Source organism: Ignavibacteria bacterium, assembly GCA_017302895.1.
Classification (GTDB): Bacteria; Bacteroidota; Ignavibacteria; order Ignavibacteriales; family Ignavibacteriaceae; genus UTCHB3.
Window position 1 is genome coordinate 14,644 of record JAFLBV010000001.1, and the last position, 15,030, is coordinate 29,673.

The 15,030-nt window shown below is 42.4% G+C and carries 11 protein-coding genes; 3 read left to right on the forward strand and 8 right to left on the reverse strand.

All coding sequences use genetic code 11. From position 1 onward, the window contains the following. Nucleotides 1-16 precede the first annotated feature (16 nt). The 7 genes from J0L60_00070 to J0L60_00100 all read right to left on the reverse strand — a co-directional run bounded on the left by J0L60_00070 (nt 17) and on the right by J0L60_00100 (nt 9,637). Entirely contained in the window at nt 17-400 is a 384-nt protein-coding gene (locus J0L60_00070) for a hypothetical protein (GenBank protein ID MBN8544500.1), read from the reverse strand. A 331-nt stretch (nt 401-731) separates the two neighbouring features. Continuing rightward, nucleotides 732-2,174, reverse strand: coding sequence for an NOL1/NOP2/sun family putative RNA methylase (locus tag J0L60_00075; protein MBN8544501.1), 1,443 nt, complete (start codon nt 2,172-2,174; stop codon nt 732-734). A gap of 3 nt (nt 2,175-2,177) precedes the next feature. Then, on the reverse strand, nt 2,178-3,302 hold the full coding sequence (gene bshA / locus J0L60_00080; protein ID MBN8544502.1) for an N-acetyl-alpha-D-glucosaminyl L-malate synthase BshA: 1,125 nt from the start codon (nt 3,300-3,302) through the stop codon (nt 2,178-2,180). A 112-nt stretch (nt 3,303-3,414) separates the two neighbouring features. Further along, nucleotides 3,415-5,301 carry an ATP-binding cassette domain-containing protein gene (locus tag J0L60_00085; protein ID MBN8544503.1) on the reverse strand — a complete coding sequence of 629 codons (1,887 nt, stop codon included), beginning with the start codon at nt 5,299-5,301 and terminating at the stop codon, nt 3,415-3,417. Then, nucleotides 5,294-5,776, reverse strand: a complete 483-nt coding sequence (locus J0L60_00090) for a peptidylprolyl isomerase (protein MBN8544504.1) — start codon at nt 5,774-5,776, stop codon at nt 5,294-5,296. The genes J0L60_00085 and J0L60_00090 overlap by 8 nt, the downstream gene beginning before the upstream one ends. Before the next feature lie 1,486 nt (nt 5,777-7,262). Continuing rightward, a complete protein-coding gene (locus J0L60_00095; GenBank protein ID MBN8544505.1) occupies nt 7,263-8,384 on the reverse strand; it encodes a hypothetical protein in 1,122 nt (373 codons plus the stop codon). 116 nt (nt 8,385-8,500) lie between these two features. Continuing rightward, nucleotides 8,501-9,637, reverse strand: a complete 1,137-nt coding sequence (locus J0L60_00100; GenBank protein ID MBN8544506.1) for a pyridoxal phosphate-dependent aminotransferase family protein — start codon at nt 9,635-9,637, stop codon at nt 8,501-8,503. Nucleotides 9,638-9,883: 246 nt separating this feature from the next. Here J0L60_00100 and J0L60_00105 point away from each other — a divergent pair, with 246 nt between their 5' ends. Further along, on the forward strand, nt 9,884-10,876 hold the full coding sequence (locus J0L60_00105) for an NAD-dependent epimerase/dehydratase family protein (protein MBN8544507.1): 993 nt from the start codon (nt 9,884-9,886) through the stop codon (nt 10,874-10,876). On the opposite strand, the gene J0L60_00110 is transcribed toward J0L60_00105, so the two are convergent. Further along, entirely contained in the window at nt 10,877-11,194 is a 318-nt protein-coding gene (locus J0L60_00110; protein ID MBN8544508.1) for a hypothetical protein, read from the reverse strand. It lies immediately after the preceding gene. A gap of 154 nt (nt 11,195-11,348) precedes the next feature. On the opposite strand from J0L60_00110, the gene J0L60_00115 reads away from it, so the two are divergent. Both J0L60_00115 and J0L60_00120 read left to right on the forward strand, forming a co-directional pair. Next, entirely contained in the window at nt 11,349-13,703 is a 2,355-nt protein-coding gene (locus J0L60_00115; GenBank protein ID MBN8544509.1) for a family 10 glycosylhydrolase, read from the forward strand. 167 nt (nt 13,704-13,870) lie between these two features. Beyond that, a complete protein-coding gene (locus tag J0L60_00120; protein MBN8544510.1) occupies nt 13,871-15,013 on the forward strand; it encodes a DUF3095 family protein in 1,143 nt (380 codons plus the stop codon). Nucleotides 15,014-15,030 lie beyond the last annotated feature (17 nt).

Genomic DNA, 15,030 nt, shown 5'->3' on the forward strand with positions numbered 1-15,030 from the left:
CGAAAAAAGTGTAAAGTTAATTGTCATCTGTGATAGTGAAATTATTAGGCGTGGTTTCAATCACCACTTTGATTGTGTCCTGTCCAAGCTGTAACATTCTGTCAACTCCGGAAATAGTAATCAAATCGTTAGCGACGGATTTTATGGTGTATATACCGGAATCGGTTGTATCGAGCGTTGGCGGAATTGTAAAACCGATGAAAGAATTTCCGCCACCGCCTCTCGCACTTGGTACACGCCAGAATTGTTGTGCCATTGAAGCAAGGGTCACACATTCAATTTGGATCTGATTTTTTTTATTCTCGGTAGCTGCCTGATCAAAAACCATTAAGCCTGTGATGACTGCAACACCAACAATAATGACGCCGAGAGTGATAAGCAGGAGTTGTTGCTGTCCCATATTCTAAGAATTCCTTCTAAAACGAATATGATGGGCAACAAATCTGATCAAAGCGGAAGAAGGTTCCGAAATCAGATCGAGCTTTTGCAGTTCGTGTAATCGGTAAGTGCTGGTTATCAACAAACCAACACCATGGCTCAGCAACATTGAAATCCTAAATTAGGATAAAAGATCCGGTTGACTGGTGTCTCTATAAATCTTACAGAAACATTACTTTAAGTTAGTTAAAAAAAAGTGGATTAGCAACAATTATTTTTTGCATATACTGTGACTTGTGGCACGATACCGTGAAATAAGGGGAAAAACAGGCTGCAATCGGGTTACCGGGTCGTCAAAACCGGAAATTCTGGTTTCTGTGTCCTCTTGGGAACTGACTTTTCAACCCTCTTTCAGTAACCACACCTGTACCAATTATCTCTCCATCGGAGCGCAGTATAACCTGACGGTCGGCACCTGATGATCTGGATGAGTCGGCATATTTTTTTACTGTGCCCCCCTCCATATAGGTTTTTAATTCCTCGGGGTCGTCGAGATCTATTATTCCCTTTGTGAAGTGTTGCGAGAGTGCCTGTGCAGCTATGCTGTTCAAAATCACCTGGTCGTTCTTTTCGTAGGAGCCGAGTTTTAGTCCGATACGGTCGTAGATACCTGTTCGGTTGTCATCCCAGTCACCCGAAACGAAATAGAGTTTCTTCCCATGGTCGGGATATTTGAAGGCGTTCAGGACATCCTCATCGATTCCAAAATTATTAATTATTGAAGCGAGAGTGTGCTTAACTTTTTTGAATGGTTTGATGACAGTTCTTCCTTCGCGGGGTTCGGAAGATTTTATATGCTCTGTCTTATCAGTTTTAATCATCTTTGCAAGGTAAAAGCCTTCCGAATTTGAAAGCCAGGGGAGAACCCTTGCGGTTTTTGAGAGTTCAGAAGAGAATTTTTTATCGCGGGTTGAAGTAAAACCTTCAATTCCACCGGGTATTGAAACAGGAATCAGTTCGACGGGATATTTTTCGAGTACCTTGTTTACAATTTCTTCGTTTTCTTCAGTTGTCAGGGTACAAGTGGAATAAACCAACTCGCCGCCAGGTTTAAGCATTTTGACTGCTGCAATGATAAGGCTGAGTTGCAGATTTATTAAACCTGTGATTGAGGAAGTGCTCCACCACTTGTTCACTTCTTCTTTTTTCTGAATAATTCCCAATCCGGAACATGGGACATCAACCAGTATTTTATCGAAATAATTTTGATAATACTTCCCAAGCCATTCACCCTTGTCCTGGATTATGCCGCAGTTGTAGATGTTCGTCCGTTCAATATTGAACGAAAGTGTTCTGAGCCGGTCGCCCTGCACCTCATTCACAACGAGCATCCCCGTATTTTCCATCATTGCACCGAGCTGAGTGGACTTGGAGCCGGGAGCTGCACAAAGGTCGAGCACTTTGCTCCCTTTTTCAGGTTGCAGATAGACAGGAGGCAACATTGAAGAAGTACTTTGGATGTAATAATATCCCAGCAGATGTTCAAATGTTTTCCCGATCAGATTTTCAGGGTCTGAATCGATTACAAGAGCATCAGTGATATCCGGATGAAAAGAGGTGTAAATCCCGTATTTTCTTTCGAGAACGGGTTTTATTTTGGCAGGGGTGCTTTTAAGAGAATTAACTCTAACTGACTGTTTCCTGGGATTACCAAGGAGTTCCACAAATCTGGAGACCTGCTCATCTCCAAAAAGACCGAGAAGGTAAGACTGAATGTTTTCGCTGATTAAATTCATCGCTTACGAATTCAGAACTTTCTCATAGTACTCTTCGTACATGGGCACTATCTTGGTCGCGGAGTATTTCTCAACGGCAATTTCACGGGCATTTTTTGAAAATATTTTGTACTTTCTATCATTTGTCAAAAGGTCGACTGCATATTTTGCCATTCTCTCCACATCCCCGATTTCGGCAATGAATCCGGAGTGGTTGTGGGTGATAACTTCTGGCAATCCACCAACGCTTGTGCTGATCACAGGTAATCCAACTGCCATTGCTTCGAGGGCGGCCAAACCAAAGCTTTCTGACTGCGATGGTATCAGGAAGATATCAGCACAGGAAAGAATCTGTGGAAGGGCTTCCTGTTTTCCGAGGAATATTACATCCTTTTCGATACCCAGTTCACGGGAGAGTCTTTCACACTCGGAGCGGTCGGGTCCATCACCTATTAAAACAAGTTTCGCCGGGATTTCTTTTTTTACAAGTTCAAGTATTCTTATGGTATCCTGAACTCTTTTAACCACTCTGAAATTGGAAGTGTGGATCAGGATTTTTTCATTGTTTGGAGCAATTCTGCTTCTGAATTCATTGACTTCACGGGGAGCGTACAGATTTATGTCCACAAAGTTTGGGATTACTTCTATCTCTTTTTCGATCGAATAGTTTGTGAGGGTTTTTTCTTTAAGGTATCTGGAAACCGCTGTTACACCGTCACTTTGCAGTATTCCAAACTTAAGGAGGTGGATATAGGTCGGTTCCAGTCCTACGAGTGTAATGTCAGTACCGTGAAGAGTTGTGATGATTTTTACATCCTGGGTATCTTTACAAATCTGCTTTGCGAGATATGCACTTGTTGCGTGTGGTATGGCATAGTGGACATGAATAAGATCGAGATTCTCATATTTCATCACCTCGACCATCTTGCCGGCAAGGGCATCGGAATAGAGAGGAAATTCAAAGAGGGGATAGGTACCCATTTCAACTTCGTGGAAGAAAACATTGTCCATGAAATGGTTCAATCTAAATGGAATTGCGTAGCTGATAAAGTGTATCTGATGACCTTTTTTTGCCAGTTCAATCCCCAGTTCAGTTGCCACAACACCACTTCCACCATAAGTAGGATAACAGGTAATCCCGATTTTCATACAAACTTCTTTTCTTCTAAATTTTTAAATTTACTCATGTAATTTACTAAAAATGAGTGAGGTATCTTATACCAGGCAGGGTCCCCCGGTTTGGGGCGTTGAAGTTATTCGCTTAATTGAGGGATGCTTTTTTGGTTTCGAGTTCTTCCCATCTGTCGTAGAGAGATTTTACGAGAAATTTGGCTTCACTGTGTTTTTTATTTAAATCATCGGTCTGGGAGGCATATTTTTCATAAAAAAGGGGATCTGCAAATAGAGCTTCAATTTTTTCGACTTCCTCTTCCGCTGCCAGAATCTTCTCTTCGATGGCATCGAGCTCTTTTTGTTCGAGATAGGAAAGTTTTTTTGCCTGTGTTTTGATGCGGGTATCTCCGCGCTTTTCCTTTGATTCTGTAACAGGTGCACTGTTCTTGGCGCGGTCTCTTTTTTCGATGTAGTAGTCATAATCACCCTCGCTGAATGAAGTTTTGCCATTCCCTTCGAAAGCGAGGATGCCGGTACATACCCTGTTCAGGAAATATCTGTCGTGGCTTACAACGATTACGCAACCTTCAAAAGAGATCAATGCTTCTTCGAGAATGCGAAGTGACGGTAGATCAAGGTCGTTGGTAGGTTCATCGAGAATAATGAAATTACCGCCATTTTTAAGAATTTTTGCAAGTGTAAGTCTGCTGCGCTCACCACCCGAAAGTTTTCCGACTTTTGTCATTGTTCTTTCATCGGTAAAGAGGAACCTTCTCATATATGTCCAGACGGGGAGTGTCTGCTTTCCGAATTTTACCGTGTCGCTTCCTTCACCAATGGCATCAAAAACAGTTTCCTCATCGTTTAATATCAAACGGGACTGATCCACATAATTAAACATGGTCCTCTCACCGGCTTCGATTGAGCCGGCATCAGGTTTCCTTTCTCCAAGAATGGTCCTAAGCAGGGTTGTTTTACCTGTCCCGTTTTTCCCGATTATGCCAAGTCTCCTCCCGGATTCAAAATTGAGAGAAAAGGAATCGACGAGCACTCTTCCATTCATATTCACAGAAAGGTTTTCAATTTCGAGAATCTTGTTGCCGAGTCTCTCAGGGACGGGTATAATGAGTTCGATATCGATCTCTTTTTCGACGGGTCTTTGCTCTGCAATTTCGTAGTATTTATCCAGCCGGCTTTTTGCCTTTGTTCTTCTTGCCCGGGGGCCCCTCATAACCCAGTCGAGTTCCTTTCTGAGGAAACTTTCTCTTTTCCTTTCACCGGCAATTTGAAGTGAAGTTCTCTCGGCTTTATTCAAGAGGTAGTCTGTGTAATTACCTTTGTGGGAGAAGAAAACGCCGTTTGCGAGTTCCACAATTCGATTTGCGATTCTGTCGAGGAAGTAACGGTCGTGGGTAACGAAGATACATGCACCTTTGTAAGATGCGAGAAAGTTTTCTATCCACTCAATTGTATCCGTATCGAGGTGGTTTGTCGGTTCATCAAGGATAAGTATATCGGGTTGTGCCAGTAGCGTGCGGCAGAGAGCGGTTCTTCTCTTTTCACCACCGGAGAGGGTGTTTACCACTCTGTCTTTTGGTGGAGCATCAAGGGAAGCCATCAACTGTTCCAGTCTTCTGTCGAGGTCCCACCCGCCGATATGAGCAATTTTTTCTTCAAGGATGTGTCTCTGGTGTGAATCAGGGGGGAGTGATTCATACTCTGCCAAAACCGCCATGATATGTGAAGCGCCGGAGAGAATATTTTCCTCCACGGTGGAATTTTCATCGAGTGTAAATTCCTGTGAGAGGAAACTTATCCGAATGTCCCTTTGCTTCGACACCTCACCAGAGTCAGGTTCTTGCAGTCCGGCAATAATTTTCAGGAAAGTCGATTTCCCGGCACCATTTCTTCCAACGAGACCAATCCGGTCTTCATCATGTATCGTCAGAGAAGCAGATGAAAGAATCTTCTGTTCACCATATTCCACAACGAGTTCTTTTGCAGTAAGCAGAACGGGGGAAGGGTTGTTACTCAAACAGGGATATCTTTTTTATGAGGGATTGTTGAGTAATGGCGTTGGCAATATCCTGTCCTTCTGTCACTCTGCCAAAAAGGGAGTATCTCGAGTTTAGATGAGGGAAAGTGCCGGTCATAATAAAAAACTGCGATCCTTCTGTGTCTTTCCCGGCACTTGCCATTCCGAGTGCACCCGGAGTGTATTCAAGTGGGGAATATTCCGAAATAATGTCATATCCGGGACCGCCCCAGCCGGTTCCTGAGGGGTCACCTGCCTGAATGACAAAACCCGGAACAACTCTGTGGAAAAGGACATCTCTGTAAAATGAGGTTTGAGCGAGGGAACAAAAATTGCCGACTGATATTGGGGCATAACCGGGATAAAGTTCAAGTTTAATATTACCAAATTCCGTTTCAATCACAGCTCTTCTGTACTTGAAAGCGTTGTTCCAAATTTCGTCAAAATTTGAATTAAGCGAGTTTGGCACCTTCATACCGGACAAGGTTTTTATTGAACTTACTGCAGAGTTTGCAAACAGTTCTTTTATCGACCGTGCAAAATCAGTACTTATATTATCGCACAGCTTCAGTAAAGACTGATGTGCCTCGAGAAAATTTGGATTGTTTAATTCATCATTAACAACCTTAAGGATGATGTTTTCAAGTTTTGATTTGTTGCTGACTATAAAAGCCGAATCAAGAAGCTCAGAGCAAGTTGATACAACCGACGCAAATCCCGAAGTGAGCTGGCTGACTGCAAAGTTTTGGATAACCAGTGAATCCCTGCCGGATTTTTTGATTTCACTTAAAGCTGTAGCTACAGCAAGTTTTGCTCTTTCATTTCCTGAAAAGTAAATAGTTACAAGTGTATCTACAGGATATTTTAACAGATCAGGATTTGTACCAATCAGATTGGCAACTGAGGCGGGAGACAGTTTGCCTCGGTAATCGTTATAAAGGGTATTGGCTTTTTCGGGGTAGAGTTTGAATGCAGTGCCGAGTAATTCTTCAATGAGAGCAGGTCTATTAATTGCAGAAGCAATGAGTTTATCGAGGTCTGAAAATTTCGATTTGATAAGTTTTTTTTCGATTGTCGCATTTTTAAATACGCTCGTTGCTGTGATGGCAATATTTCCGTTGGCGTTCGACATGAAAACAAAGAGACGGTCAAGATCTTCTTTGCTCTTAAAATCATAATATTGAAGGGTGGAGACAAGATCGATCTGTTGTGCAAAATCGAGAGTGAAACTGATGAATTCAACTTCTTTTGGGGAGTAAGGTGAAACTTTAAGAAAACGGAGCGAAAGAATCAGATATTTTGCAAGGTCTTCCTCTTCTTCTGTAACATCGTCACGAACAACATCAGCAAGCACTTCTGTGATTTTCTTAATCTGATCCTTTGAGGGTCTGCTTCTGAAAAGTGAATATGCAGCAATTGAGCGTGTTTTATTGTCGAAATCCTTGTGGCTGACGAGTGAAAGCAGTACGGCGGGCGACCTGTCTGATTTTATCCCTCTGAGGGCGAAATTTGCGATTGCAAGCGAGATTCCCTCAGCAAATGAAGCATTGTTTGATTCATGGATCTCCAGAACTTTATCCAGGTCTGTTTTATCACCGATCTTCCCGATTGCATCGAGTAGATATTTTGTGTTAACACCCCTTTCGGAATTAATTTTTTTTCTCAACCAGGATAATGATAATTCACTTGGTGAATTGCAACCCAGGGCAAATGCTATAAATTTTCCGAATTTTGTATAGTCACAGTTTGTTATCTTACTGTGCAGGGAGGAGTCGTTCAGATTTGCAGCGGCAAGGAGACCTGCCCTCACTTTTCTATCATCACCGGAGTTCAGGTAATCCGATACAACGAGGCTTTTCCCATCTCTGAGGAAAATTGCCCTGACAAGCTCTTTATCAGAGATCGAATATTGCCCTTCTGCCCGAAAAATGGAGAGAATAAGAAGGGCAACAAAAAGTGATTTAGAAGTGGTAGTCATATACTCTGTATTTTCTGTATAATTCACCTTCCATCATCTCAGCTCCGCGGACCATTTTGAGATTGTCTTCAACTATCCAGCTTGCATCACCGATATGAATGCCAACCTTGTCTGCTTCGTGAATGATAGTGTTATACATGATTGCATCAAGTCCCTTGCCCTGCCATGCCTTCGCAACACCGAGAAGGATGATTCTGCATCGGGTGATATCTTTTTTCCGGGTAAAGAGTTTGATGAAGTTGAAGGGAAAGAGTCTTCCGTTCATCTGTTTGAATATCTGATTGTAGTCGAGGATTGAGAGTGAAAAACCGACAGGTTTTCCATCTATCTCGAGGAAGAAGGCAAGGCTTGGAGTGGCGAGTTGTTTCAAGTCCTCAGCCATCGCATCGAGCTCTTCGTTGGTAAGAGGTACAAACCCCCAGTTGCGTTCCCAGTTCTCGTTGTAGATTTGTTTGATCAGAACGAGTTCCTGTTTGTAGTTTTTCAAGTCCATCTGTCTGATTTTGACATTGAACTTCTGAGTTGCGAGAGCGGCAACCCTCGGAATTTTGTTTACCTGAATAATCTTTTCATTTACAATTTTGTAGCCATTCAAATCTTTCACTTTAACAAAACCGTAGTTCAGAAGCAAATCATGGTAGTAGGGCGGGTTGTATGGCATAAGAAGAGTAGGAGGGTCGTCATATCCAAAAATAAGCATTCCCCATTCGTCGTTACTCGAATAACTTGCAGGTCCTCTCATAAGGGTGAGACCGCGAGACATAATCCACTCTTTAGCTGTGTCAAGGAGTGCATTTGCAACTTCCTGATCATTAATTGACTCAAAAAACCCGAAGAAGCCGATTTTTTCTTCATGAATTTCGTTGTGAAGATCATTTTGAATGGCAGCAATTCTTCCGACAGGTTCACCATCTCTGAATGCCATGAAAAAATCAGCAGAACCATGGAGGAAGAAAGGATTCTTTTTCTTGTCCAGCATTTTCTTTCGATCCATGATCAAAGGGGGCACCCAGTTAGGGTAGTCTTTGTAGATTTTCCACTGGAATTTAATGAATTGCATTATCTCGGAAGGAGATTCAATCTTTCTAATTTCTATCTTGCTCATGGTATTTCTTTTGAATTTTTATCTGTAAATGAAATTTAAAAATAATGAATAATGTTGATAACAAAAAAAGCTGCTGTCCTTGAAGAACAGCAGCTTTAAAATCAACCGAAAGAATATCAGATTATTCCGAGTTCGCTTCCGACTTTTTTGAAAGTATCGACAATATAATCAAGATGTTCTGTTTCATGTGTAGACATGTAGGAAGTTCTCATCATCTGTCTTCCGGGAGGTACACCGGGTGAGATAAATACATTCACGAATACACCATTGTCATAAAGTTTGCGCCACATCTGGAAAGCGAGTGCATCATCACCGACGATTACGGGTACTATTGCCGTTCTTCCGTCGGTTACCTTAAATCCGGCATCTCTCAGTTTTGTTCTTGCATAATTTGCATTACTGATAAGTTTGGTTACTCTTTCCGGTTCAGCTTCGAGGATATCGAGAGCCGCGAGAGCAGCCGCTACTGAAGCAGGAGTTGGAGAAGCAGAGAAAATAAGTGCAGGAGACTGATGTTTAAGGAAGTTGATCACTCTTTCAGGTCCGTAAACGAAACCACCGAGTGAGGCAAAAGTTTTTGAGAAGGTACCCATTCCGAGATCGATTTCTTTTTCAAGTCCGAATTCAGATGCGGTTCCTCTTCCTCCAACACCAATCACACCCACTGAATGGGCGTCATCGATAAGGATCTGGGCATTATACTGTTTTGCTACCTGATTAAGTGTCGGCAGATCAACAATTTCACCACCTGTCGAGAAAACACCATCGCTAACGATAAGTTTTCCGGCTTCGAGTGGCAATTTGGAAATAACTCTCTCGAGGTCTTTCATATCATTGTGCTTGTAACGCACCATTTCCACCATTGAACCTTTTGCAATCAGGTTTCCGGTAACTATACAGGCATGGTTGTCTTTGTCTGAGATAACATAATCACCTTTTTGAACGAGTGTGGGGATAACACCGAGGGCAGTCTGGAAACCGGTGGAATAAAGGAGAACAGCTTCGGCGTTAAAGAATTTTGCCATTCTGGCTTCAAGTTCGTTGTGCAGGTCAAGTGTACCTGTGAGGTAGCGGGACCCGGAACACCCTGTTCCATATTTTTCTACAGCTTTGATGGCAGCTTCTTTTACTTTTGGATGGGCAGTCAATCCAAGATAATTATTGGATCCTGCCATAACGATTTTTTTCCCCTCAATCTGTACAACGGGTCCTTCATTTGCTTCAATCGGTCTAAAATAAGGGTACAGTCCCATCTCTTTAACTTCATCGGCTCTGGTAAATTCATAACATTTTTTGAACAGGCTCAAATTTCCTCCGGGGAGATTTTAGTTTATGCAATACTTATATAAATAAAAATTCGTTAAATTTAAAACTCGAATGTAAATTTATTTTTGGTTAAAAACAAAAAAAAGTGATATAAATCATTATTTTAATTGCACTTACAAGGATATAAGTGAATTAACTGATTGAAAGTTCATTAATAACGCGGATTGGAGAAAATGAGTAAAGAAATAGCCGTAGTGACAGGAGCAAACGGATTTGTTGGAAGTCACCTTGTCGACAGACTTCTGAGTGAAGGATTCGCTGTAAAATGCATCGTGAGGAAGACAAGTGATCTGAAATGGCTAAAAGATAAAGATGTTGAGCTGATAAATGCCGGGCTTGGAAATAAATCAGAACTTGTAAAAGCCCTGACAGGTTGCTCGTATGTTTTTCATATCGCAGGAACAGTAAAATCGAAGAAACCTGAAGGTTATTTTGAATCAAATGTGGAAAATACCCGGACTTTGCTGGACGCGGCCCTTGAGTCAGGTGCCCCGATAAAGAAATTTGTAGTTTCCGGCAGTCAGACCGCAGCAGGGCCCTCGCCTGATGGCAAACCTATTACCGAATCACACACACCAAATCCTTTGACCACTTACGGTAAAAGCAAACTTGAGCAGGAAAAGCTTGTAATTTCGTATAAAGACCGGCTTCCGGTAACAGTATTAAGATGCCCTGCAATTTATGGAGAACGGGATACTGAAGTGGGGATATTTTTCCAGACCTATGCAAAAGGACTTTTTACTAAAGTGGGCTTTGCGAAAAAGACCATTTCACTCCTCCATGTTCACGATGTTGTAAACGGACTTTATTTGGCGGCGATGAGTCCAAAATCATCGGGTGAGGTTTATTTCCTCAGCAGCGAGAAAGTCTATACCTGGGATGAGGTTGGCGAAATTTGTAACAAGATATTCGGTAAAAAGGCTTTTAAGCTCGTTTTCCCACACGCCATGGTTTATGTGGTTTCGGCAGTCGCACAGTTTTTTTCAATGTTCAGCAGTAAAGCTGCTACTTTGAATCTGGAGAAGGCCAGAGACCTTGTTCAGATGCACTGGGTGACAAGTCCTGCTAAAGCGATGAAAGATTTTGGATTCCGTCAGGAAGTCAGTCTTGAAGAGGGAATAAAAAGAACTGTAGCCTGGTCGAAAAAAGAAGGCTGGATAAAATAATCAGTTGTTTTTGGCGCCTTCACCCACCCAGGTTCTGAAACCTTTAATCTGGTTGATGGTCATTCTGGGGTAACCGACAGGCGGCATTGGGCTGCCTCCCGAAATACCTTCTATTGACCAGATGAGCCTGCTGTTCTGAGGTTCATTGGGTACGACCACTGTAAGGTCTGCCACGGTGTTAAAGTAATTGGTGAAGCTAAGTCCCCCTGCACGGGATTGATCGTCGTGACAGCCCGAAAAGGCGCATTTAAGGAGCATTACAGGTTGGATGTGAGCCTGGTAAGAAACTCCCTTGTCGGGGATAATTACCGAATCCACATCTGCCTGATTAATAGTATCTTTACAACCGTAAAATAAAGTTGTAATTGAGAGAAAAAATAGAGATATTAGTATATATACAAAAAATTGTTTCATCGGGCTCAGAGAAATAAAAGATTAAAAGTGTTTTCGAAAAATATATTGTTGAGGTACAATGAAAAATGTTAAAATTTTGTTCCTGATTCTCGTCCTTGTGATGGGAATTTCGAATGCCCAGAACCCAAAAAGAGAATTCAGGGCATCCTGGATAGCCACAGTAACCAATCTCGATTGGCCTCTGACTCGCGGACTAAACGCGACTGCACAGAAAAATGAACTGATTACGCTTCTTGACGCCTTGAAGGCGACCGGAATCAACACCGTAATCTTCCAGATCAGAAGTGAGAGTGATGCAATGTATCCCTCACAGATCGAGCCGTGGTCTTTCTGGCTTACGGGACAACAGGGCCTCGCACCCAGTTATGATCCACTTCAATTTGCAATTGAAGAAGCTCATAAAAGGGGAATGGAACTTCATGCCTGGTTCAATCCCTACAGAGCAGAAAGAGCGGTAGGTAACTACACTCTTCATCCGAGCCATGTTCTTGTGGAGCATCCTGAATGGGGTCTTCAGACAGGAACCGCAAAATTCCTCGATCCCGGACTCCCAATGGTTCGTGATTATGTACTTTCAGTGATTCTGGATGTTATTAAAAGATACGATGTGGATGGAATCCATATGGATGATTATTTCTACCCATATCCCAATAACCAGATAACAAATCAGGATTCCGCCTCATGGAGACTTTATAACCGCGGATTCACAAATATTGGTGACTGGAGAAGAGATAATATCAACATCCTTATCAAAGCTATCAACGACAGTGTCCATTTCTACAAGAATCACATCAAGTTTGGCATGAGTCCTTTTGGTATATGGAAAAACGGCGTACCTCCCGGAATAACCGGACTGGACGCATATTCATCCATATATTGCGATGCCATTACCTGGTTGCGGTGGAGAGCTGTTGATTACCTTACTCCACAGCTCTACTGGCCCTTTGGTGGAGGACAGGATTACGCAAAACTGATGCCATGGTGGGCGGACAGTGTGTTTGCAAACGACCGTCATTTCTATCCTGGTCAGGCGACTTACAGAATACCAAGCTGGAACAACGCCAGCGAAATTCACAATCAGATCAGAGCAAACCGGGCAAATCCAAAGACACGAGGAAGTGTATTCTTCCGTGCACAGGATTTTATCTCGAATTTCAAAGGATTTGCAGACTCATTGAAACAGAATCTGTATAACACAAAAGCCCTGCTTCCAATAATGAGCTGGAAAGATAATGTTGCTCCAAATCCACCGAGGAATTTCCATTTTGAAAGAGTCCCCGGTAACGGAACTTCTGCATTGAGATGGGATGTGCCCCTTACCGCTGCTGATGGAGATACGGCTGTTAGATATGTAGTCTATAAATTTACCACGCCGAACCCCACTCCGCAGGATTTTGACAACAGCGTAAATATCGAAGATGTTTATGGAGTCAGAGAAGCCAGACCGGCTCCTTCAACCACGCCAACCACCTACTATTTTGCGGTAACAGCTCTTGACAGAAACTACAATGAGAGCGCTGTCAGCAATATTGTGCAGGTTTCTCCTCTCGCTTCTGTCGTTCTGGCCTCACCGGCAAACGGCAGTGGGCAAAGGGACACAGTAACAGTGAGATGGAATTATCTTCTTGGTGCTTCAAACTACACTTTGCAGGTGGGAGAAGATCCTTCTTTCGATTCACTCGTAGTAGTAAATGTAAGCTCACTTGTCGACACATTTGCTGTGTTCAGCAATCTGAAAGGTCAGAAAACATATTACTGGAGAGTGAGAGCACAAAATGCTGCGGGTGTGGGTGCATGGTCATCTTCCTTCACATTTGTAACCCTTACTCCGGGTGCTCCTCAACTGCTGGCTCCGCTGGATAAAACCACTAATGTGGGACTTGATTCAGTACTTGTATGGGGAAGAAACCCGATTGCAAACAGTTACAGCGTTCAACTCTCGAGCACGAATGTTTTTGATCCGGGTTCACTTGTAGTTAATGCAACCAACTATACTGACACAACAATTGCATTTAACGGACTTTCTCTGAATAAAATTTATTACTGGAGAGTAAAAGGAGTGAATCAAAATGGTCAGGGCGAGTGGTCAGAGCCTTTCAGATTCAAAACAAAGGTTACCACAGACATCGAAAAGGAGGAAGGGCTTCCGACAGATTTCCAAATGTCGCAAAACTATCCTAATCCTTTCAACCCGGTGACCACGATTAAATTTGCGCTTCCTGAATCGAGTCAGATTACACTGAAGGTATATGATGCAACAGGCATGCAGGTAGCTGTTCTTGCTGACGGATACTATTCGGCAGGCAATTATCTTGTTAAATTTGATGCGTCACAGCTTCCTTCAGGAGTTTATATCTATAAACTTGAAGCAGGCAATAAATCGATTACCAAGAAACTGATGCTGATCAAATAGTTATTAGTTATTAGTTAGATTTCTCGTGACTTTCGTCATAATACCAAAATTAAGCTGCTTCAGAAACGGGGCAGCTTTTTTTTATTACCGTCATATGTTGGATATTTAAATTTTGAAATTTCGATTAAATGATGCGTTTTGAAAATTTTTTCCTGGAGTTGGAGACATTGACCAGATTTATTGATGCTGCAAAGTTATCAAACTACAAGGATGTACCGGGTGACTGGATCGTGTTGATAACGGACATTACCAATTCCACCATCGCCATCGCAGAGGGAAGGTACAAGGATGTTAATTCCTGCGGGGCTGCCGTTATTGCTGCGGTCAGGAACGCAACAGGTAAAGAAAAATTCCCTTTCATCTTTGGAGGTGACGGAGCAATTATGCTTGTGCCGCAAAGATTTGAGGCAGTGGTCGTTGAGTCATTGCAGAAAATGAAATATTTTGCAGAAATCAGTTTTGGTCTCGAACTGAGGACAGGATATGCATTAATAGCAGGATTAAGGCGAGAGGGCTTTGAGTTCAAGACAGCCAAATATAAATTTTCTGACTACTACCAGCAGGCACTTTTTCGCGGATCGGGATTTGAAGAGGTTGAGAGACAGTTAAAGGAGGGAGACGATTCCACATGTTTCAAATTGATAAGAGAAAAAATTGAAGAGATTCCCGACCTGACAGGTTTCGAATGTCGTTGGAACAGCATCCCTTCTCACAAGGGACTTACTTTGGCGTTGCTCGTGAAGGCGAAGGTTAGAGGGGAGAGGGAAAATGAAATTTTTGATACCATCATAGGTGAAATTTTTAACATTTACGGAACCGAAAACGATTTTAATCCGATTCAATCGCAAAATCTTAATTTGGTTTTCAGTTATAAAAAACTCAAAAACGAAATTCTGGTCAGAGGTGGTAAGGGATTTTCAAAATTAAGATATTATTTCAGGTTGATATGGCTTAACATCGCAGGTGCACTTTTTTTCAACGGAGTGCTTGGGAAGAAGGGGAGTCACTGGAGCAGGTATAAGGAAGATGTGAAAAAGAATGTTGATTACATCAAGATGGATGATATGATAAGGATGGTAATCGCCAGCAGTGAGGAGCAGAAAGACAGACTGCTAGGCACTCTCGATGAATTCAGCAGGAAAGGTTTGATCTGTTACGGGATTCACATCACGGACTCTGCACTTCTTACCTGTATCGTTGATAAATATGAAGATGAACATTTCCATTTGATTGATGCCAGCGACGGCGGTTATGCTCTTGCAGCAAAACAGTTGAAAGAAAAACTTCGTGCCGGAAGTGTTGAATTGTAGCAATTATTATAAAACCA